The organism is Micromonospora pattaloongensis, from assembly GCF_900107255.1.
Lineage (GTDB): Bacteria > Actinomycetota > Actinomycetes > Mycobacteriales > Micromonosporaceae > Micromonospora_I > Micromonospora_I pattaloongensis.
Genome location: NZ_FNPH01000001.1, coordinates 555,795 through 575,778, shown reverse-complemented (window position 1 = coordinate 575,778; position 19,984 = coordinate 555,795). Strand labels below are relative to the sequence as shown.

Annotated in this window: 20 protein-coding genes; 13 read left to right on the top strand and 7 right to left on the bottom strand. The window is 73.3% G+C overall.

The genetic code is table 11. The annotated features are described in order from the left end of the window. Positions 1 to 62 precede the first annotated feature (62 nt). Both BLW47_RS02820 and BLW47_RS02815 read left to right on the top strand, forming a co-directional pair. Entirely contained in the window at positions 63 to 695 is a 633-nt protein-coding gene (locus BLW47_RS02820; RefSeq protein WP_091550960.1) for a hypothetical protein, read from the top strand. Between the two features lie 269 nt (positions 696 to 964). Continuing rightward, a complete protein-coding gene (locus tag BLW47_RS02815) occupies positions 965 to 2,110 on the top strand; it encodes a CaiB/BaiF CoA transferase family protein (RefSeq protein WP_091550957.1) in 1,146 nt (381 codons plus the stop codon). A gap of 42 nt (positions 2,111 to 2,152) precedes the next feature. Here BLW47_RS02815 and BLW47_RS02810 read toward each other — a convergent pair whose 3' ends face one another. Continuing rightward, complete coding sequence (locus tag BLW47_RS02810; RefSeq protein WP_091550955.1) at positions 2,153 to 3,421, bottom strand: MFS transporter; 1,269 nt, start codon at positions 3,419 to 3,421, stop codon at positions 2,153 to 2,155. A gap of 102 nt (positions 3,422 to 3,523) precedes the next feature. After that, on the bottom strand, positions 3,524 to 4,897 hold the full coding sequence (locus BLW47_RS02805; RefSeq protein ID WP_091550953.1) for an MDR family MFS transporter: 1,374 nt from the start codon (positions 4,895 to 4,897) through the stop codon (positions 3,524 to 3,526). 149 nt (positions 4,898 to 5,046) lie between these two features. Here BLW47_RS02805 and BLW47_RS02800 point away from each other — a divergent pair, with 149 nt between their 5' ends. Next, complete coding sequence (locus BLW47_RS02800) at positions 5,047 to 5,796, top strand: phosphoglyceromutase (protein ID WP_217634766.1); 750 nt, start codon at positions 5,047 to 5,049, stop codon at positions 5,794 to 5,796. A 61-nt stretch (positions 5,797 to 5,857) separates the two neighbouring features. Here BLW47_RS02800 and phoU read toward each other — a convergent pair whose 3' ends face one another. Then, a complete protein-coding gene (phoU, locus tag BLW47_RS02795) occupies positions 5,858 to 6,505 on the bottom strand; it encodes a phosphate signaling complex protein PhoU (protein WP_091550947.1) in 648 nt (215 codons plus the stop codon). Between the two features lie 284 nt (positions 6,506 to 6,789). Between phoU and BLW47_RS02790 the strand changes: the two genes are divergently transcribed. Together BLW47_RS02790 and BLW47_RS02785 are read left to right on the top strand one after the other, a co-directional pair. Further along, the gene (locus tag BLW47_RS02790; RefSeq protein ID WP_425435338.1) at positions 6,790 to 8,010 is read left to right on the top strand and encodes a sensor histidine kinase; all 1,221 of its coding nucleotides are present in this window, start codon (positions 6,790 to 6,792) and stop codon (positions 8,008 to 8,010) included. Between the two features lie 31 nt (positions 8,011 to 8,041). Then, positions 8,042 to 8,725: a response regulator transcription factor gene (locus tag BLW47_RS02785; protein ID WP_091550942.1), complete on the top strand. Its 684-nt coding sequence runs from the start codon at positions 8,042 to 8,044 to the stop codon at positions 8,723 to 8,725. A 4-nt stretch (positions 8,726 to 8,729) separates the two neighbouring features. On the opposite strand, the gene BLW47_RS02780 is transcribed toward BLW47_RS02785, so the two are convergent. After that, the gene (locus tag BLW47_RS02780; protein WP_091550940.1) at positions 8,730 to 9,593 is read right to left on the bottom strand and encodes a DUF3109 family protein; all 864 of its coding nucleotides are present in this window, start codon (positions 9,591 to 9,593) and stop codon (positions 8,730 to 8,732) included. Between the two features lie 77 nt (positions 9,594 to 9,670). Here BLW47_RS02780 and BLW47_RS02775 point away from each other — a divergent pair, with 77 nt between their 5' ends. Both BLW47_RS02775 and BLW47_RS02770 read left to right on the top strand, forming a co-directional pair. Further along, entirely contained in the window at positions 9,671 to 10,618 is a 948-nt protein-coding gene (locus BLW47_RS02775) for a Ppx/GppA phosphatase family protein (protein ID WP_091550938.1), read from the top strand. 75 nt (positions 10,619 to 10,693) lie between these two features. Continuing rightward, positions 10,694 to 11,497 carry a sugar phosphate isomerase/epimerase family protein gene (locus BLW47_RS02770; protein ID WP_175543476.1) on the top strand — a complete coding sequence of 268 codons (804 nt, stop codon included), beginning with the start codon at positions 10,694 to 10,696 and terminating at the stop codon, positions 11,495 to 11,497. A 71-nt stretch (positions 11,498 to 11,568) separates the two neighbouring features. On the opposite strand, the gene BLW47_RS02765 is transcribed toward BLW47_RS02770, so the two are convergent. Further along, positions 11,569 to 12,114 carry a CGNR zinc finger domain-containing protein gene (locus BLW47_RS02765; RefSeq protein ID WP_091550934.1) on the bottom strand — a complete coding sequence of 182 codons (546 nt, stop codon included), beginning with the start codon at positions 12,112 to 12,114 and terminating at the stop codon, positions 11,569 to 11,571. Positions 12,115 to 12,234: 120 nt separating this feature from the next. Here BLW47_RS02765 and BLW47_RS02760 point away from each other — a divergent pair, with 120 nt between their 5' ends. The 6 genes from BLW47_RS02760 (at position 12,235) to BLW47_RS02735 (ending at position 17,603) form a co-directional block, all read left to right on the top strand. Beyond that, positions 12,235 to 13,155 (top strand): proline dehydrogenase family protein, encoded by a 921-nt coding sequence (locus BLW47_RS02760; RefSeq protein ID WP_091550932.1) that lies wholly within the window; start codon positions 12,235 to 12,237, stop codon positions 13,153 to 13,155. Positions 13,156 to 13,212: 57 nt separating this feature from the next. Then, a complete protein-coding gene (locus BLW47_RS02755; protein WP_091550930.1) occupies positions 13,213 to 14,526 on the top strand; it encodes a hypothetical protein in 1,314 nt (437 codons plus the stop codon). 310 nt (positions 14,527 to 14,836) lie between these two features. Further along, positions 14,837 to 15,049 carry a helix-turn-helix domain-containing protein gene (locus BLW47_RS02750; protein ID WP_091550929.1) on the top strand — a complete coding sequence of 71 codons (213 nt, stop codon included), beginning with the start codon at positions 14,837 to 14,839 and terminating at the stop codon, positions 15,047 to 15,049. A 237-nt stretch (positions 15,050 to 15,286) separates the two neighbouring features. Then, the gene (locus BLW47_RS02745) at positions 15,287 to 15,388 is read left to right on the top strand and encodes a 30S ribosomal protein bS22 (protein ID WP_007465623.1); all 102 of its coding nucleotides are present in this window, start codon (positions 15,287 to 15,289) and stop codon (positions 15,386 to 15,388) included. A 116-nt stretch (positions 15,389 to 15,504) separates the two neighbouring features. Further along, positions 15,505 to 16,578, top strand: a complete 1,074-nt coding sequence (locus tag BLW47_RS02740) for an NAD-dependent epimerase/dehydratase family protein (RefSeq protein ID WP_091550928.1) — start codon at positions 15,505 to 15,507, stop codon at positions 16,576 to 16,578. Beyond that, positions 16,575 to 17,603 carry a lysophospholipid acyltransferase family protein gene (locus BLW47_RS02735; RefSeq protein WP_091550926.1) on the top strand — a complete coding sequence of 343 codons (1,029 nt, stop codon included), beginning with the start codon at positions 16,575 to 16,577 and terminating at the stop codon, positions 17,601 to 17,603. The genes BLW47_RS02740 and BLW47_RS02735 overlap by 4 nt, the downstream gene beginning before the upstream one ends. Before the next feature lie 16 nt (positions 17,604 to 17,619). On the opposite strand, the gene BLW47_RS02730 is transcribed toward BLW47_RS02735, so the two are convergent. Next, positions 17,620 to 18,777, bottom strand: coding sequence for a TolB-like translocation protein (locus BLW47_RS02730; RefSeq protein WP_091550925.1), 1,158 nt, complete (start codon positions 18,775 to 18,777; stop codon positions 17,620 to 17,622). Further along, positions 18,774 to 19,724 carry an HAD family hydrolase gene (locus BLW47_RS02725; protein WP_175543475.1) on the bottom strand — a complete coding sequence of 317 codons (951 nt, stop codon included), beginning with the start codon at positions 19,722 to 19,724 and terminating at the stop codon, positions 18,774 to 18,776. The genes BLW47_RS02730 and BLW47_RS02725 overlap by 4 nt, the downstream gene beginning before the upstream one ends. Positions 19,725 to 19,984 lie beyond the last annotated feature (260 nt).

The following is a 19,984-nucleotide window of genomic DNA, read 5'->3' as shown; positions in this document are numbered from 1 at the left end:
TGGCGGCGGGTGAGGCCGCCGCCGGCCGAGGACGCGACTGTCGAGGGAGCGTGAGCAGGACCATGGCTCAGCGGAACGACTCAGGTCGCGGCAGCAGCGCCGCGTCGTCGACGACGAACCAGCCGGGCAATCAGACGCCGGACACGCCCCCGATCCAGGAGAGCGACGTGGCGCGGTTGAAGGTCGATGAATTGCGTTCGCAGCTACGGGCCCGGGGCGTGAACGGCACGTCGGGACTGCGCAAGGAACAACTGGTGAAAGCGTTGGTCAAAACCCTCCAGGAGGGGACGGGCTTTTCGCCGGACGGCGGGGAGCCGCGAAAGGACGGCGACGGTGTGCGCCGGGGCCCGAAGTCGGCGCGGTCGCTGAAGTATTCGCAGGAGATCCGGTCTCCCGACGAGCACCAGGAGCGACCCGGACGGAGCCTGGTGACGACGAACCACGACGTGATCCGGCAATGGGCGGAGGAACGGGGCGCGTCGCCGGCGGCGGCGGGCGCGGACCGGGGTCGGCCCAGCGTGTTGCGGTTCGACTTTCCCGGCTACAACGGCGGCGGACTGCATCCGGTGTCCTGGGAGGACTGGTTCCGCGCGTTCGACGAACGGGGCCTGAACTTCATCTATCAGGAGCAGAAGACGGACGGCCGGCAGAGCAACTTCTTCCGGGTTGAATCGCCCGAGCGAGAGGACGCTTGAGGATTATTCGGTGTGACGGGCGGTACATGATTTCCGGCTTGTGCGGTCATTCCCCGGAGAACTACCGTATTCCCACACGCGCCGCGCTCGAAAAGGTTCGGGGGAACGGCGAATCGGTCAGATTCGCGTAACGAGCGCGGTGTCGGGGTACCGGTGGCATTTGTAGCCGTTGGGGGACGGCGCCACCTGAACCGGCGGCGAGCGCGGGCGACGCTTACGGGGGTGAGCGTCGCCCCTCGCCGCCGGGCCGACCCCTTACAGTGACTGCCATGACCGGACCGTTGGCTGGCCTCACCGTCGTCGAGCTCGCCGGCATCGGGCCGGCACCGTTCGCCGGAATGCTCCTGGCGGACCTCGGCGCGGAGGTGATCCGGGTGGACCGCCCGGGCGGCCCCGGTCTGCCGGTCGAGCCGCGACACGACCTGCAGGGCCGCGGGAAGCGCTCCATCGCCGTCGACCTCAAGCATCCCCGGGCCGCCGGGGTCGTCCTCGCCCTGGCCGCCCGCGTCGACGTGCTGATCGAGGGCTTCCGCCCCGGGGTGGCCGAGCGGCTCGGCGTCGGTCCGGCGGACTGCCAGGCCGTCAACCCGCGGCTGGTGTACGGGCGGATGACCGGCTGGGGCCAGGACGGCCCGTTGGCGCAGACCGCGGGCCACGACCTGACGTACCTCGCGCTGACCGGGGTGCTGCACGCGATCGGCCCGGCCGACGGCGCGCCGGTGGCGCCGCTCAACCTGCTCGGTGACTACGGTGGCGGCGGCATGCTGCTCGCCGCCGGCGTGCTGGCCGCGCTCTGGCGCGCGGAGCGCACCGGCGTCGGTCAGGTGGTCGACGCGGCCATCGTGGACGGTGCCGCGCTGCTCGCCACGCAGCTCTACGGTCTGCTCCACGGTGGACAGTGGCGGGACCGACGCGGCGCCAACCTGCTCGACGGCGCCGCCCCCTTCTACGGCGTCTACGAGACCGCGGACGGCGGACACCTCGCGGTCGGCCCGCTGGAACCCCGGTTCTACGCCGAGTTCGTGGCGCGGCTCGGCGGCCTCGGCCCGGACGCGCCGGCCCAACTGGACGTCGCGCAGTGGCCGCGGCTGCGCGAGTTGATCGCGGCGCGTATCGCGACCCGCAGCCGCGCCGAGTGGACGGAGGTCTTCGCCGGGAGCGACGCGTGCGTGGCGCCGGTCCTCTCGCTGCGCGAGGCGCCCGACCACCCGCACCTGGCGGCGCGGGAGGTCTTCGTCGACGCGCACGGCGTGCGGCAGCCCGCGCCCGCGCCCCGGTTCTCCGGCACCCCGACCGCGCCGCCGGTGCTGCCCCCGCCGCGCCCCGGCGAGCACACCCGCGCCGTGCTGGCGCGCTTCGAGGTGCCCGACGTCGACGCGCTGCTCGCCGACGGCGTCGTCCTCGACGCCCCCTGACGCCACCGCGCCGCGCGTTCGGGGAGCGGACCGCCCGCCCGCTCAGGCCGCGCCGGTCAGGGTCCGCTCTCCGGTCACGGCATCCGGCGCCGTCCGCTCCGCCGCGCGCAGCGCCGCGACCCGGCGTTCCCGGCGCGGCCCGGCGACCAGGTGACCGATCACCGCCGCCAGCCCCACGCCGGCGCTGACGATCCAGTGCCGGTCGCCGAGGTGCTGCAGGCTCACCCCGCCGAGCGCGGGCGCGAGGAACGCGGCCGCCGGAAAGGTCAGGTAGAAGACCGCCTGGTAGCGGCCGCGCAGCGCGGTGGGGGACAGCTCCGCGTTGATCTCGGCGTTCGGCGGCGCGGCGAGCATCGACCCGACGGTCCAGATCAGCGCCGCCGCCAGGTACGCGGGGAGCGCGTCGGCGAAGGCCAGCGCGCCGAAGCCGACCGCGAGCAGTCCGGTGGAGACCGCCAGCACGACGTGCTTGCGGTGCCGGTCGATCAGACGCGGCACGAAGAGCTGCCCGACGACGATGAGCGCGCCGCCGAACGCGACCACCGTGCCGTACGCCGCGGAGCTCAGGCCGTCGGCGCGCATCGCCAGCGGCATGATCGTCGAGGTCTGCGCGGTCAGCACGGCGAGCACGAAGGTCAGCCCGACGAAGGCCAGGAACGTGCGGTCGGTCAGCGCCGCCCGCAGTCCCGAGGGGGGCCGCGTGTCCGGCGTCCGGGAACGGCGTACCAGCGTCTCCGGCACCCGGGCCGCGATGATCAGCGCGGTGGCCAGCGTGGCGCCGGCGTCGACCAGGAACAGCGCCAGGTAGCTCGCCTGGGCGAGCAGCCCGGCGAGGAACGACGCCCCGGCCATGCCCAGGTTGAACGCCCAGAACTGCAGATTGAACGCGCGGGAGCGTTTCTCGGGCGGCACGACGTCGACGATCGCGGCGACGAATGCGGGGCCGGGCATGGAGTGCACGACGCCGATCAGCGCGGCCAGCACCGCGATCGCCGCCAGGTGGCCGGCGAACGCCATCAGCACCATGAGCGCGGCCGCCGTCAGGTGCGACCAGAGCAGCGTCGCGCGCCGGCCCCAGTTGTCGGCCAGGACGCCGCCGAGCAGCACCCCGGCCGCGCCGCCGATCCCGTACGCGCCGACGACCACTCCGGCCAGCGCCTTGCTCGCGCCGCGTACCTCGGTCAGGTAGAGCGACAGGAACAGCATCGCGAAGGCGCCGACGCGGTTGACCAGCAGGCCGGACCAGAGGTACCAGTAGGTGGCGGGGAGCCCGCCGACCGTGTCGTGCAGCCACCTGCGGACGCCGCCCACGCACCCTCCACGAAGGATCGTCTTCGCTCATTTCCCGACGGGTCACCGGTCAGTTCCCGACGGTAGGAAGCTACCTGTGGCGGTGGCGCGGGCGCGACGCGATTACCCGACGGCGGTCAGGTCGGCGGCGGTCTCCGCCGGGCTCCGCGTCGCGGCGGGGACGGCGGCGTCCGCCGTCGGGCCGGTGATCGGCGGCGCCGCCGCGTCGGAGCGCGGTGTGGCGGGCGTGGCGTCGCAGGTAGCCGGCGCGCCGCGCAGCTCGGCGGCGCGTCGCTCCCGGGCCGGGCCCGACACCAGGTGTCCGATCGCGACCACCGCGCCGATCGCGGCGCAGCCCAGCCAGAGTGCCGCATCGCCCACGTGGTCCCGGACGAACCCGCCGGCGATCGGGGCCACGAACCCGGCCACGGACCAGGAGAGCGAGAAGACGCCCTGGTAGCGACCGCGCAGCGCGGACGGGGAGAGCTCCGCGATCAGCGTCGAGTTGGAGGGGGAGTTCAGCATCTCGCCGAGCGTCCAGATCAGCACGGTGAGCGCGTAGAGCCAGGCGTGGTCGGCGACGGCGGTCAGACCGAAGCCGGCGCCGAAGATCACCGCGGCGAGCGCGAGCACGTGCGAGCGGCGGCGGCCCCGGATCAGGCGGGGAATGAAGAGCTGACCGACCACGATCAGAACGCCGTTGAGCGCGATCACGGTCCCATAGGTGGCGGCGGGGAGCCCGTCCGCGCCCATCGCGATCGGCAGCATCGAGATGTGCTGCAGGAAGACCAGCGCGGTCAGCAGGTTCAGCGCGACGAAGCCGAGAAAGACACGGTCGCTGAAGGCCGTGCGCAGCCCGCCGCGGGCGGGCGCGGTCGGGGCGCTCCCGGTGGCCTGCGGCACGCGGACCGGGCGGGTCTCGCGGACCTTGAAGAAAATGATCGCGGCGGTGAGGAGCGTGGTGGTCGCGTCGACGACGAAGAGCAGCAGGTAGTCGAGTTCGGCGGCGAGCCCGGCGAGCACGGCCGCGCAGGCGAAGCCGAGGTTGATCGCCCAGTAGTTGAGGGTGAACGCGCGGAGGCGGTCCCGCTCCGGGACCACGTCGATCATCATCGCGGAGAACGCCGGCCGGGCCGCCTCGGCGAACGCGCCGAGCAGCAGCGCACCCGTGGCGACCAGCCAGAGCTGCTCGGCGAGGCCGAGCGCGAGCATCATCGCGGCGGCGCCGATGTGCGCGGCGGTCAGGGTCGGGCGGCGTCCCCACCGGTCGGCCAGGACGCCGCCGACCATGGTGCCGACCGCGCCGCCCGCGCCCCAGAGCCCGATCACGAGCCCGGCCTGTACGGCCGTGAAGCCGCGCGCGGTCGTCAGGTAGATGGCGAGGAAGACCAGGATGAACGAACCGAGCCGGTTGATCAGGGTCCCGGTCCAGAGATACCAGAAGGTCGATGGCAAACCGCCGGTGGTGTCCCGGAACCATCCCCGTACGGTCCGCACGTCCGCCCCCCGATTAGTAATGACCGACGCCCCAGCAACGCCTTACAACCTAATCGGCCGGCCTGTGTCGGGTCATTCGATTTTCCACGTGGTGGTCGTCACTGCGGCCCCCTCCGGCCCTGATGGGGCGATCGGGCAGTATGTGCCACATGACTGTGGGGACGTTGGTGCTGCTGCGGCACGGCGAGAGCGAGTGGAACGCCAAGAACCTCTTCACCGGCTGGGTCGACGTGGACCTGACCGCCAAGGGCGAGGCCGAGGCGCGGCGCGGCGGCGAGCTGCTGCGCGAGCACGGCCTCCTGCCCGATGTGGTGCACACGAGCGTGCTGCGGCGGGCGATCCGCACCAGCGAGCTCGCGCTGCACGCCGCGGACCGGCACTGGATCGCGGTGCGCCGGTCGTGGCGGCTCAACGAGCGGCACTACGGGGCGCTGCAGGGCAAGAACAAGAAGCAGACCCTGGAGACGTACGGCGAGGAGCAGTTCATGCTCTGGCGCCGGTCGTACGACACCCCGCCGCCCCCGATCGACGACAACGACGAGTGGTCGCAGGTGGGCGACCCGCGCTACGCCACCCTGCCGCCGGAGCTGATGCCCCGCACGGAGTGCCTCAAGGACGTGGTCGCGCGGATGCTGCCGTACTGGTACGACGAGATCGTGCCGGACCTGCTCGCCGGCCGCACCGTGCTGGTCGCCGCGCACGGCAACTCGCTGCGGGCGCTGGTCAAGCACCTCGACGGCGTCTCCGACGAGGCGATCGCCAAGCTCAACATCCCGACCGGGATCCCGCTGCGCTACGACCTCGACGCCGAGCTGCGTCCGGTCACCGCCGGGGGCACCTACCTCGACCCCGCCGCGGCCGCCGAGGCGGCCGCCGCAGTCGCCAACCAGGGCCGCTGACCCGACGGGAAGGGCCGGTTCTCATCGGGAGACGATAAGAACCGGCCCTTCCCGTCACGCGTCAGCTGTTCAGCGTCTCACCGGTGATCAGGTAGACGACGTGCTCGCCGGTGTTGACGGCGTGGTCGGCGTAGCGCTCGTAGAAGCGGCCGAGCAGCGCGCCGTCGATCGCGGTCTCCGCGCCGTACGGCCAGTCGTCGCTCAGCAGCACCCCGAACAGCTCGCGGTGCAGGTCGTCCATGGCGTCGTCGTCGCGGTCGAGCTCCGCGGCCAGGTCCGCGTCGGGCTTCGACAGCACCGCGCCGATCTTCTCCGACATCCGGTCGGCGACCGTGGCCATCTGCGTGAACACCGTGCGGAGCTCGGCGGGCACGGCCGGCAGCGGGTGCCGGCGCAGCGCGGTCTTCGCGACGTGGTCGGCGAGGTCGCCCATCCGCTCGATGTCCGCCGCGACGTGCAGCGCGGTGATCACGGCGCGCAGGTCGGACGCGACCGGGGCCTGCCGGGCCAGCAGGTCGCACACCCGCTCCTCCACCTGCCGGTAGAGGTTGTCCACCTCGGCGTCCCCGGCGAGGACCGCCTCGGCCGCCGGCCGGTCGGCGGTGAGCAGCGCCTTGGTGGCCTGGCGCATCGCCGCACGGACCGCTTCGGCCATGTCCACCAGCAGTTGGCTGACCGTGTGGAGCTCGGCCCGGAACTCGTCGCGCATGTTCTGTCCTGTGGTCGGGGGCGGCGGCACGCGTCGGCGTACGGCGACCGCGGGTGAGCAGGTGCGCTGCCTACCGTAGGGTCGCCGGACTGCGTGAAGGTGAACTGCGGTGAACGGCATCGGACCGAGCGGTGAACTTTCCTGGATCCCGGTCTCTTTCGTCCTGTTATGAGCGATCGTCGGGTTAACAACGACCCTACGATCACCACGTGGATTGGGCGGTCGTGACCGGCGTTGCCGGAGGTGCATTCGGGGGTGTGCTCGCCACCGTCGCCGCGACGCGGCTGCTCCTGCGGGGCGCCGACCCGGCGGCGGACGCGAGCGACCGACCGGCGGTACGTCATCGGGGCGACGGGAGAGGCGCGATCACGCGAGAGCAGCAGGGCCCGCTCGCCGGGCTGGGACGCAGGAGTCTCGACTCGCTGCGGGTGGGTGTCGTGGTGCTCGACAAGGACGACGAACCCGTGCTGGTCAACCCGGCCGCCCGGGCGATGGGACTGCTGCGCTCCGCCGGCCGGCCCGGGACGCTCGTGGCGCACCCGATCGTCCGTACCCTCGCGGGCCAGGTGCGTCGGACGGGCGTGCGGCGCGAGGTCGAGCTCGACCTGCCGCGCGGCCGCGAGGGCGGCCCGCAGGACCCGCTCGGGGTGCACCTGCGGGCGGTCGGACTCGGCGCCGACTACGTCGCGGTCGAAGCCGCGGACGTGACCGAGGCGCACCGGGTGGCGCGGGTCCGCCGCGACTTCGTGGCCAACGTCAGCCACGAGCTCAAGACGCCGATCGGCGCGCTGCAGCTGCTCGCGGAGGCGCTGCTGGACGCGACGCGTCCGGAGACCGAGGTGACGGAGCTCTCCGAGGACGTGGCGGCCGCCCGGCGCTTCGCCGAGCGGATCCACCACGAGTCCAACCGGCTCGGGCGGCTCGTCACCGAGCTGCTGGAGCTGAGCCGGTTGCAGGGCGCGGAGCCGCTGCCCGCCCCGGAGCCGGTCTCCGTCGACTGGGTGGTGGCCGAGGTCATCGACCGCACCCGCACGGCGGCGACCGCGGGCGAGATCGAGATCGCGGTCGAGGGGCCGCGCGGGCTGACCGTCTACGGCAACGACAACCAGATCGCGACGGCGGTGGCGAATCTGGTGGCGAACGCGATCACCTACTCGGCGGTCGGGACGCGGGTCACCCTGGCGACCGGGCGCGACGAGCGGTACGTCACCATCGCGGTCACCGACCAGGGCATCGGGATCGCCCCCGACGACGTGGAGCGGATCTTCGAGCGGTTCTACCGGGCGGACCAGGCGCGCTCGCGGACGACCGGCGGGACCGGGCTGGGGTTGGCGATCGTCAAACACATCGCCACCAACCATGGCGGTCGGGTGGATGTGGCGAGCACCCTGGGTGGGGGCTCGACGTTCACCCTGCGGTTGCCTGCCGTCCCGGTGGACGCCGCCCTGCCGCCATCGACGTCGGATGAGATCGAAGCCGGTCCGGCCGAACTCCGGCAACCCTGACCGGGGTCGGACAGAGGGAAGGAAATATCAGTTGGCCCGTGTGCTCGTGGTCGAGGATGAGGAGTCGTTCTCCGATGCCCTCTCCTACATGCTCCGGAAAGAGGGCTTCGAGGTGTCGGTCGCGGCGACCGGCACGCAGGCGCTCACCGAGTTCGACCGGACCGGGGCGGACATCGTGCTGCTCGACCTGATGCTGCCGGAGATGTCCGGCACCGAGGTCTGCCGCGAGCTGCGGCAGCGGTCCCGGGTGCCCATCATCATGGTCACCGCCCGGGACAGTGAGATCGACAAGGTCGTGGGCCTGGAGATCGGGGCCGACGACTACGTGACGAAGCCGTACTCGCCGCGGGAGCTGGTCGCCCGGATCCGCGCGGTGCTGCGCCGGCAGACCGCCGAACCGCCGGAGGACAGCGCGGCGACGCTCGCGGCCGGCCCGGTGCGGATGGACGTGGAGCGGCACGTGGTGACCGTGGCCGGCGACGCGGTGCAGCTGCCGCTGAAGGAGTTCGAGCTGTTGGAGCTCCTGCTGCGCAACGCGGGTCGGGTGCTCACCCGCGGCCAGTTGATCGACCGGGTCTGGGGCGCCGACTACGTGGGCGACACGAAGACGCTGGACGTGCACGTCAAGCGGCTGCGGTCAAAGGTCGAGCCCGAGCCGTCGGCGCCGCGGCACATCGTCACCGTGCGCGGCCTGGGCTACAAGTTCGAGCCGTAGCCGCTCACGGCTGCCGGGGGCTGGCCGGCTCGCGCCCGCCCCGCGCGGTCGGCGGGTTACGGCGCGGCGTCGCCGGATGCGGAGCCACCAGCCCGCGCCGGGCCCGCGCCGCGCACAGCTCGGCGAGCTTCGCGTACGCCGCCTTGCCGACCAGGGCGGTCAGCTCCGGCTCGTACGACAGGTACATCGCCTCGCGCCCCACGTGCGCCTCCGGCGACGAGGTGCACCACCAGTGCAGGTCGTGTCCGCCGGCGCCCCAACCGCGCCGGTCGAACTCGGTCAGCGTCGAGATCAGCACCTTGGTCCCGTCCGGCCGCTTGCTCCACTCCTGGTCGCGGCGGACCGGCAGCTGCCAGCAGACGTCCGGCTTGTACTCCAGCGGGTGCACGCCGTCGCGCAGCGCCTGGGCGTGCAGGGCGCACCCGCCGCCGCCCGGGAAGTCGGCGTCGTTCAGGAAGACGCAGGGCCCGCCGTCGGCCTGGGTGGCGGTGCGCCGGGCCGGGGTCTTCCCGTCGATGGTGTCCATCTCCGTGTAGTTCTTGAACCCACGCCGGTAGTGCTGCCAGGTCTGCGGGGTCAACCGCTTGGCGGCCGACTTCACCCGCTGCTCGTCGTCGGAGTCGGTGAAGAAGGCGCCGTGCGAGCAGCAGCCGTCGCCGGCGCGGCCGGCGATGATCCCGTGGCAGGCCTTGCCGAAGACGCAGGTCCAGCGGGAGAGCAACCAGGTCAGGTCGGCCCGGATCAGGTGTTTGGTGTCCGCCGGGTCGGTGAACTCGATCCACTCGCGGGGGAAATCGAGAGGAACTTCCCGACTGCGGGGTTCATCGGGGTCTTCGACCAGTACGCGTAGCTCGTCACGGCTCACCACTGGGCCAGCGTACGCCGCATCCCACCGGCCGGCCCGTCAACGCGCAGCTCGGCCCGGTTGGCCCTAGGGTCTTGCCCATGCGACTGGGTGTGCTCGACGTCGGCTCCAACACCGTGCACCTGCTCGTGGTGGACGCGCATCACGGCGCGCACCCGTGGCCGGCGCACTCCGAGAAGGCGGTGCTGCGGCTGGCGGAGCGGATCGGTCCGAACGGCGAGCTGAGCGACGCCGGCGCCGACGCGCTGGTGGAGGCGGTGGCCGCCGTCCGCGCCGCGGCGGAGCGGCTGGAGACGGCGGACGTGATCGCGTTCGCCACCTCGGCCGTCCGCGACGCCACCAACTCGGCCGAGGTGCTCGCGCGGGTCCGCGCCGAGACCGGCGTGGAGCTGCAGGTGCTCTCCGGCGCGGACGAGGCGCGGCTGACGTTCCTCGCCGTGCGGCGGTGGTTCGGCTGGTCGGCGGGGCGGTTGCTCACGCTGGACATCGGCGGCGGCTCGCTGGAGATCGCGGCCGGCCTCGACGAGGAGCCGGATGTCGCGCTCTCGCTGCCGCTCGGCGCCGGCCGGTTGACCCGCCGGCTGCGGGACGCGGCGCCCGGGAACCCCGACGGGCCGCCGCCGGCGGCGGCGGTGGAGGAGCTGCGGGAGTACGTCGACGCGCTGCTCGACCCGGTGGTGGAGAAGGCCGTCGGGGTGGGCTGGGACCGGCCGGTCGCCACCTCGAAGACGTTCCGCACGCTCGCCCGCCTCGCCGGGGCGGCGCCGTCGCGCGCCGGGCTGTGGGTGCGACGCACGCTGTCGGCCACCGGGCTGCGGCAGGTGCTCGGGTTCATCCGGCACATCCCGCCGGCTCAGCTCGCCGAGCTGGAGGGGGTGAGCCCGCGGCGGGCGGACCAGTTGCTCGCGGGCGCGGTGGTGGCCGAGGCCGCCATGCGGCGGCTCGACGTCGAGGAGCTGGAGATCTGCCCGTGGGCGCTGCGCGAAGGGGTGATTCTGCGGCGACTCGACCATCTCGATCCGGTGTGAGCCGACCCGCAGTTATGGTTCGTTTGAGATGTTCTATCCCTGTGCCGTTTCGGCGGCCGGGCTACCCTGGCACACGTGACTGCCCGAGCCCCGGTCCTGCTTTCCAGTTCGTCGGTCTTCCCCGAGCCGACGGCGGCGACCTTCGAGATGGCGGCGACGCTCGGTTACGACGGCGTCGAGGTGATGGTCTGGACTGACCCGGTGAGCCAGGACGCGGGGGCGCTGCGCGGCCTCGCCGAGCACTACGGGGTGCCGGTCCTGTCGGTTCACGCGCCGTGCCTGCTGGTCACCCAGCGGGTGTGGAGCCCCGACCCGTGGGAGCGGCTGCGCCGCTCCGCCGTCCTCGCGGAGACGCTCGGCGCGCCCACGGTCGTCGTCCACCCACCCTTCACCTGGCAGCGCGACTACGCGCGCTCGTTCGCCACCGGGCTGGGCCGGCTCGCCGGCCACCACCCCGACGTGCGGTTCGCTGTGGAGAACATGTACCCGGTGCGGATGGCGGGCCGCCAGTTCGTGCCGTACGTGCCGGGCTGGAACCCCACCGACACCGGCTACGACGCGTACACCCTCGACCTGTCGCACTGCGCGGCGTCCCGCAGCGACGCGCTGGAGATGGCCGACGCGATGGGCGCGCAGTTGGCGCACGTGCATCTCGGCGACGGCACCGGCGAGGGGCGCGACGAGCACCTGGTGCCCGGGCGGGGCACGCAGCCCTGCGCCGAGCTGCTCGCCTCGCTCGCGGCCCGCGGCTTCACCGGCGCGGTCGCGGTCGAGGTCGCGACCAGGGGCGCGAAGAGCCGCGCCGTCCGGGAGGCGGACCTGCGGGCCTCGCTGGAGTTCGCCCGCGAGCACCTGGCCGCCCCCGCCCCGGTCCGCTAGCTGCCGGTGCGCGCCCGCGTGCCGTCGCATCCCGGCGTTCCGGCCCGCCCCGGCGTTGGCGGCCCGGCCGTTCAGGAGACCGGGGTGAGCTGCTCCTCCGCCGCGCGCTTGCGGGCGCGGTGCGCGGCCACGTGGGAACGCGTCGCGCAGCGCTCCGAGCAGAAGCGGCGGCAGCAGTTGGACGACGTGTCCAGGTAGACGTTGCCGCAGCGGTCGTCGGCGCAGACGCCGAATCGGGCGCTGCCGTACTCGCAGAGCCACACCGACAGGCCCCAGACCGCGCCGGCCAGGTACTCGGCGGCCACCGAGGCGCCGCGGCTGGTCACATGCATGTGCCAGTCGCTGGCGTCGTGCCCCGAGATGCGCGGCTGCACCGGGAAGCTCTCCAGCAGGGCGTTCAGCTCGTTCACCGCGTCGCCGTCGCGTCCGGACGTGCCGTACTCGAACACGTCCCTCAGTCGTTTCTGCGCGCGCCGGAAGATGGCCACGTCGCGGTCGGTGATCTCCTCGCGCATCCAGCTGTTGTCGTCGCTGAACAGCGCCTTCAGGTCCTCGATCTCCTCCAGCGGAGCGTTGACGAGTTCGACCGCGGTCCGCGCGTACGCATCGAAGTTCACCCGACAACGGTAGACGATTCGCGGGGGAGGTTGGGGATTCGTGTAGTGCGGTAGGAACAGGGCGTAGGGCGGCAGCCGGTGCCCGCAGCCCGCGGGGTCGGTGGGCGCTACGCTCGGCACATGCTCCGATCGGTCATTCTCGCCGCCTCCCGCTCGTCCCGGGTCGAGCGGGTCGTCGCGACGGCCCCGTTCAGCCGGGACGTGGTACGCCGGTTCGTCCCCGGCACCACCACCGACGACGCGCTGCGCGCCACCCGTGAGCTCGCCGCCGGCGGCCTGGCCGTCACCCTCGACTACCTCGGCGAGGACACCGTCATCCCCGAGCAGGCCGTCGAGATCCGGGACGCCTACCTGGAACTGCTCACCGCGCTCTCCGCCGCCAACCTGGCGGCCGGCGCCGACGTGAGCGTCAAGCTCTCGGCGCTGGGGCAGAAATTCGACGAGCAGCTCGCCTACGAGCACGCGCGGTCGATCTGCGTGGCCGCGAGCGAGGCCGGCACGACTTTGACCCTCGACATGGAGGACCACACCACCACCGACTCCACCCTGGACATCCTCACCAAGCTGCGGACCGACTTCCCGAACACCGGGGCGGTGCTGCAGGCGTACCTGCGGCGCACCGAGGCGGACTGCCGGGAGCTGGCCACCGCGGGTTCGCGGGTGCGGCTGTGCAAGGGGGCGTACTCGGAGCCGGAGTCGGTGGCGTACCAGTCGGCGCTGGAGGTCGACAAGTCGTACGTCCGGTGCATGAACATCCTGATGTCCGGCGAGGGATACCCGATGCTCGCCACCCACGACCCGCGACTGATCACGATCGGGGCGGACCGCGCGCGGTGGTTCGACCGGGCGCCGGAGGAGTTCGAGTTCCAGATGCTGTACGGCGTCCGGCCCGACGAGCACGCCCGGTTGGCCGGCGAGGGCTACACGGTGCGCGTCTACGTCCCGTACGGCGGCCAGTGGTACGGCTACCTCATGCGCCGGTTGGCGGAACGTCCGGCGAACGTGGCGTTCTTCGCCCGCGCATTGACCTCCAGATCGTAACCGCGTCCGGCTGAACGGCGGATTCCGCCGCCGTTCGGTTCGCCATAACCTCCGGCGGTGACCGACCCGGGAAGCGACCGTCCGAGCGGCCGACGGTGGCCGCTCTGGCTCGGCCTCGGCCTGGCGTTGACGCTGCTCGCCTGTGTGTTGCCGGTGGGGTTGGCGGCGAAGTACGTCGATCGGTTGCCCGACGCCGCGGGCGCGGCGGCCCGGTCCACCCCGCCCCCCGCGCGCAGCCCGCGGCCCGGCGACCCGACTCCGGTGGCGCAGGCGTGGCTGCGGGAGCGGATCGCCGAGCTCCTCCAGCAGCAGGCCGCCGCCCTGCTCCGCGGTGATGAGCGTGGCTTCGTCGCGGTCGCGGACCCGGCCTCGCCCGCGGCGGGCGCGCTGAAGCGGCAGTTCCGGGCGCTGCGCGCCCTGCGGGTGACCGCCTGGCAGCCGCGCGTGGACACGGTCCCGATCCGGGTGGCCGGCGGCGTCGAGTGGCGGGTCCGGGTCAGCTACCAGCACTGTTTCGTGGTCGCCTCCTGCCGTACCGGCCCCGTGGTGATGGAGAGCCGCTGGCGCGACGCGGCGGGGCGGCTGCGCATGGTCGCGGTCGAGTCGTCGCTGTCGGCGCGCGAGGGGCCGCGCCCGTGGGCGGTCAGCGACCTGGTCGTGGCGGTCGGCAGGCGGGCGCTGGTGGCGACGACGCCCGCGCACCGGAAGCTGCTGCCCGGGCTGCTGGCCGAGGCGGAGGCGGCGGCGGTGGTCGCGGACCGGTACGCGGTGGGCGAGGCGCGCCCGGATCGTTACCGCGTCTTCTACGCGGGGGCCGCGGAGTGGCGCCGGTGGTACGGCGGCGGGCGGCCGTCGTGGACGGCCGGCTACGCGGTGGCGGTCGGGGGCGGCCACTACGAGGTGGTGCTCAACGGCGGCCGGCTGCACAGCACGGTGCTGGGCGATCTGCTGCGGCACGAGCTGACGCACGCGGCCTCGCTGCCCGATCAGGGCTACCGCGACGGCGGCAACTGGTGGCTGGTCGAGGGGATGGCCGAGCTGGCCGGCGCGGGTGGCCGGCCGGTGCGCCAGTACGACGGCCTGCCCGAGCTGCGCCGGCTGCTGCAGTCGGACGCGTGGAACGGCCGGCTGGAGACGGCCGAGGCGGCTGCGGCGGCCGACGACTGGGACGTCACGGCCCGGTACGCGATCGGCTATCTCGCGGTGCGCCACCTGGTCGACCGGTTCGGCGAGCGGCAGCTGCTCGCCTTCTTCGCGGCGGTGGTGCACGACGGTGCGACCCCGGAGGCGGCCGCTCGGCAGGTGTTCGGCGAGGAGTGGCCGACGCTGCAGGACGACTGCGTCGCGTACCTGCGGGCAGCGGCGGGGTAGCCGGCGGGGACCGCCGTGGCCGGCGCTCGGTGTGCGCCTGACATAGTGGGCGTGCTCCCAGCGCGGAGTCCCGGTCCGCGTCCGTAAGCGGCTCGGGGCACCCGTCCGGTGGGCCCGGTGGTGCCGCCGGGCCGCCGGGCGCCGCGATCCGCGTCGCCGCCCCGCTTCACTGATCATGATCAAGTAGCCGAAGCCGTCGCGGCGGTCACAGCGGCACCGCTACCGTTCCAGTTACACGCGCGTTGCCCGCCCCGGCGCGGAGCATCCCCGCCGGGCGGCACGCGCCGGGGATGGGATGGATCGGTGAGCCATGACCGGATCACCACAGTCCGATGGCCGGCTGTCGGAGGTCAAGTTCCTCACCGTCGCCGAGGTGGCGACGGTGATGCGGGTGTCGAAGATGACCGTCTACCGCCTCGTGCACTCCGGTGAGCTCACCGCCGTGCGGGTGGGGCGGTCCTTCCGGGTGCCGGAGCACGCGGTGCACGAATACCTACGGGGGGCGTTCCAGGAGTCCGCGTGACGATCGCCACGCCGACGGCGCCGCCGTCGCGGGTCGCGGGCAGGCGTGGTGACTCATGTCCATGGGGCCGCGTTGGTGCTGATGAGGCCGTCGGGCTACCCTGGAGCCCGACCGTGACCACGCCCCGGGTCGTCCCACGCCCCCCATGCGGGTCCGGTCCGCTGTCCAGATCGGTTGCCGGCGTCGCCTCACCGCGACTTCCGGCCCGACCCGCACGTTCGTTGAAAGGGCTGTCGTATGGGCTCTGTGGTCAAGAAGCGCCGCAAGCGTATGGCCAAGAAGAAGCACCGCAAGCTGCTGCGCAAGACCCGCGTCCAGCGTCGCCGTCTCGGCAAGTGACCGCGGCCGGGTCCTGACCCGGCCCGGGTAACGCCGGCTCCCCGTCGACCTCCGGAGGCCCAGATGAGATCGCGGCTCCACCGCCCCGGTCCAGGCCGGTCCGTCCGGAGGACACGTTGACCGTCGACCGGTCCCCGGAAGTTCCGGGGACCGTCGTCGTCACCGGCATCAGCCGCCCGCTCGGCGCGCGGGTCGCCGCCCGGCTGGCCGACGACCCGCGAATCGCGCGGGTCGTCGGCGTCGACGCGGTCGACCCGTCGCCCGAGCTGGCGGCCCTGCTCGACCGCGTCGAGCGCGTCCGCGCCGAGGCTGGCGCGGCGGGCACGATCATCGCCGACCTGCACGCCGAGGCCGTCGTGCACCTGGCGGTCCTCACCGCGCCCGACCCGCAGCACGGCGGCCGGGCGGCGATGAAGGAGCAGAACGTCATCGGCACGATGCAGCTGCTCGCGGCCTGTCAGCAGGCGCCGCGGGTGCGCAAGCTGGTGGTCCGCTCCTCGACCGCCGCGTACGGCGCCTCCTTCCGCGATCCCGCGGTCTTCACCGAGGAGACCGAGCCGCGCGAGGTGCCGCGGGGCGGTTTCGCCCGGGACATCCTCGACATCGAGGGCTACGTCCGCGGGTTCCGTCGCCGTCGCCCCGACGTGACCGCGACCGTGCTGCGCTTCGCGCCGTTCATCGGCTCGACGATCGACACCACGTTGACCCGGTACTTCGCGCAACCCGCCGTCCCGACCGTGCTCGGGCGCGACCCGCGGTTGCAGTTCGTACACGTGGACGACGCGTTGGAGGTGCTGCACCGCTCGGTGACCGGGGAGCACCCCGGCACCTTCAACGTCGCCGGCGCCGGCGTGCTCACGCTGTCCCAGGCCATCCGGCGGGCCGGCCGGGTCGGTGTGCCGGTCGTCGAGCCCGGGCTGTCGGCCGCGGCCGGGTTCGCCCGGAGCCTCGGCTTCGGACGCTACGGCCTCGATCAGGTCGACCTGTTCGTGCACGGCCGGGTGGTCGACACCACCCGGCTGATCGAGGAGTACGACTTCACCCCGCGCTCCACCGCCGCCGCCTTCGACGACTTCATCCGCGGACACGCCGGCGGCCGGGTCGTGCGCGCCGAGCAGCTCGCGGCCGCCGAGGCGGCGATCCTGGACGGCATTCGTCGGGTGCGGGCCGCTGTCGAGGAGCGATCATGAGCGATCGGCGCGCACCGCGGCGTGGCCGCGACAGTAGGGTCTCGCCCGGCGGCCCGGCCGGCATCAACGGCAAGCGGGTCGTGCTGCCCCCACCCGTGCCCGGTGCCCCGGACGCCGACGCCGCGCCGCGCAACGGGCAGCGGCCCACCGGGTCGCCGCCACCCGCCGTGGCCGATCAGCCCGCTGACGTCTGGGACCGTCGGGTCGCCTCGGGTCTGGCGTTCCTGCGCCGTCGCCTCAGCGGCGACTACGAGGTCGACGAGTTCGGCTTCGACCCCGACCTGAACGACCACGTGTTCCATCCGGTGCTCCGGCTGCTCTACCGCGAGTGGTTCCGCACCGAGGTCTTCGGGATCGACAACGTGCCGACCACCGGGGCGGGCCTGGTCGTCGGCAACCACTCCGGCACCGTCGCGCTGGACGCGCTCATGCTCTCCGCGGCGCTGCACGACCGGCACCCCGAGGGCCGTCACCTGCGGCTGCTCGGCGCGGACCTGGTGTTCCGGATGCCGTTCGTCTCCGAGCTGGCGCGCAAGTCCGGGGGCACGGTCGCCTGCAACCCGGACGCGGAGCGGCTGCTGCGCGGCGGCGATCTGGTCGGCGTCTTCCCCGAGGGCTTCAAGGGCGTCGGCAAGCACTACTCGCAGCGCTACAAGCTGCAGCGCTTCGGCCGCGGCGGTTTCGTCTCGGCGGCGCTGCGCACGGGCACCCCGATCATCCCGGCGGCGATCGTCGGCGCCGAGGAGATCTATCCGATGCTCGCGGACATCAAGCCGCTGGCGCGGCTGCTCGGGCTGCCGTACTTCCCGGTCACGCCCACATTCCCGTGGCTCGGGCCGCTGGGGATGGTGCCGCTGCCGAGCAAGTGGATGATCGAGTTCTGCCCGCCCATCCCGACCGCCGACATGATGGAGCACGCGGACGACCCGATGGTCGTGTTCAACCTCTCCGACCAGGTCCGGGAAACGATCCAGCAGGCGCTCCACCGGCTCCTGGAGCGTCGCCCCGACCCGTTCGCCCCCTGAGGCGCGGCCCGGGCGCTCAGTCGAGCGTGCGCAGGTCCAGCGCGTGCCAGCTGGTCGTCTCGTTGTCGCCCGTCGACCACCACAGCAGCCCGGCCCGGGTGAGCACGCTGCCCACGCCGTCGGCCACCACCACCGTCCGCTTCCGCTGGATGTCGTAGAGCACCAGCTGCTGCTTGGACGTCACCGCCGTCTGCGAGTTGACCAACGACAGCACCTCGAAACGGTCGAGCAGCGCGACGTCCATCACCGACGCGGTCGCGGTGCCGCCCGCCACGCGTTGCCGCTCGGACCCGTCCGGACGCATCAGGTCGAGCCGTGCGGGCCCGTCCTCACCGGAGAGGACGAGCACGCGGCACCAGACCGGGCTGCAGGTCAGCAGCTCGGTCGGCGCCGCCTTCACCCTGACCACCTGCTCGCCGTCGACGTCGCGCAACTGCACCGGCCCGGTCTGGCCGCTGCCCGCGCTGACCAGCCACGGCCACGCCGACAGCGCCCACTGGCCGGGCTCCGTGCGGGCCGTCACCGGACCCCCGCTCAGCGCCACGGACCGGATCTCCGTCTCGCCCTGCGTGTCGCGCGGCACGGACATCCAGTGCAGGCGGCCGTCGGCAGCGACGATGTCGTACTGGGAGTTGAAGAAGACGACGTCACCGGTGTCGGCGGTGACGCGGCGCGGCGGGGCCCCGGTCCGGAGGTCGGCCGCCCAGATCTCGGTCCGGCCCAGCCCGGCCCCGTCCGCGACGGATTCCGCCCACGCCACGTCATCGCCCGCCAGCACGAAGCCCACGTACTGTGGGGAGGCGGCGGCGGGCAGCCGGCGCAGCTCGCGCACCTGACCGTCGGCGGCCCGCAGCACGAGCCGGAGCTGTCGCCCGTCCGCGCTGGGTGCGGTGCCCAGCGAGGCGTGCGCGTCGAGGAAGAACAGCGGGGCGTAGCCGGGACCGTCCGGCAGCACACCGGGAATCTCGGTCGGCTTCGCGTCCGGCCAGGTGCCGGCGAGGGTGACCAGCCCCGGCGCGGCGGGCCGCTGCGGGGTCTCCGTCGGGAGGCCGAGCAGCGCGGCGGCGGCGGCCAGCGCGGCGACGAGGCCGACGGTCGTCCACCCTCGGCCACGGCGCGGGCCGGCCTCCGCGCGGGTTCCGCCCGGACCCGGGCCGCCCGCCGGCGCCGTCACCGAACCAGCCGCCGTCTGCGACGCAGCGCCAGCCCGGCGGTGACCGCGCCGACCACGAGGCCGGCGGCGGCCGTCGACGGCACCGCGATCCTCGCCGCCTTGCGCCCGGTGCGGAAGTCGCGGACGCCCCAGCCGCGCTCGCGTGCCTCGCGGCGCAGGGCGCTGTCCGGGTTCACCGCGACCGCGTGCCCGACCGCCGAGAGCATCGGGATGTCGTTGGAGGAGTCGCTGTACGCGGTGCAGCGGCTCAGCTCCAGCCCTTCGACGTCGGCGAGCTGGGTGATCGCATCGGCCTTGGCGGGCCCGTGCATGAGTTCGCCGACGAGCCGACCGGTGTAGGCGCCGTCGGCGACCTCCGCGACCGTGCCGATCGCCCCGGTCAGCCCGAGCCGTTGCGCGATGACCCGGCCGATCTCGACCGGCGCGGCGCTGACCAGCCAGACGCGCTGCCCGGCATCGAGATGCAGCTGTGCGAGCGCCCGCGTGCCGGACCAGATCCGGGGCGCCATCAGCTCATCGAAGATCTCTTCGCTGAGGCGCTCGACGTCGTCGACCCGCCAGCCCTCCACAAAGGCCAGCGCGGCCTCCTTTGCCTGCGACATGTCGCCGGCGTGCTCGGTGGCGAGCAACCGGAACCGCATCTGCTGCCAGGCAAAGCGCGCCAGGTCGCCGGTGGTGAAGTACTTGCGGGCGGCGAGGCCGCGGGCGAACCAGTAGATGGAGGCGCCCTGCATCATCGTGTTGTCCACGTCGAAGAACGCGGCGGCCCCGAGATCCGGCGGGACGGCCAGCGCCTCCTCCAGCTCGGTCGCGGCCCAGCCGGCGGTGTGACCGTGCGCGTCCGTGCTGACGGTCACCTTACGGGTACGGGCCACGCCCCGACCTCCCTCCGCTCGAACAGCGCCATTCCGCCTCCCGCGAGGGTATCCGGCGCACCCCCCGATCACCCGTGTTGTGCCACGCGGATGCGTGTCGGGGGCCTCCGACGCGATGTCGGAAGCCCCCGGGCGGCGCGTTGCTCAGTCGAGGATCCCCTCCAGCAGCCGGCCGAGTCCGCCGAAGAGGCCCTCATCGGTGCCGGCCGGCGCCGGGGTCGCGCTGGGGGTGGGGCTCGGCGTGCCGGCGTCGCTGTCCGGCGTCGGGCTGCCCGGAGTCGCCGGCGCCGTCGTCCGTTCCACGGACGGCGGCGATGCCGGGGTCTGCCAGT